Here is a 544-nt window from a genome sequence, read left to right on the forward strand (position 1 = left end):
TGAGGCTTAATGTGCCACTAGTGCGTTTTGCCGGTTTACTTGTCGTATTCGGATTGACGTAATGCAGCTTCGGTTTGCTCGGTGTTTGAGGCTTGTTTTGCGGTCTGCCATGCTCACCTTGTGGCTTCGCGCGTTCACCTTGAGGTTTCGCTTTGTAATGCTCTTTCGCAGGGCGTGAGTTTTCATCATCACGTTGACGGCGCTTTTGCTGGCCTTTTTTAGAGTTAGGTGCATGACGGAACTCGTCAGCGTTATTACCACGGAAGGTGCGCGTTTTTTGATTGCGACGAGAAGTCGAACCTTGGTTCTCTTCTCGGCTATCAAACAGTTTCGCATTAGTCGCTTTACGAATATTACGACCTCGAGAATCTGTCTTTGACGCTTCCTCGGTACCAACTGAGCCATCGCACATTGCTAAAATTTCTGCGACTTCGTCATCGGTTAGGTAACGCCATTTACCATTTGGAATACCATCTAGAGAGATGTTCATGATGCGTACGCGGCGAAGTTTAAATACTTCGTAGCCGAGTGCTTCACACATGCG

General features: G+C 48.0%; 1 pseudogene. It reads right to left on the bottom strand.

The annotated features are described in order from the left end of the window. Window positions 1-544, bottom strand: a pseudogene (locus R7P74_RS28700) (23S rRNA pseudouridine(2604) synthase RluF); the annotation flags it as partial.

It is taken from the genome of Vibrio sp. 2033 (assembly GCF_033339735.1).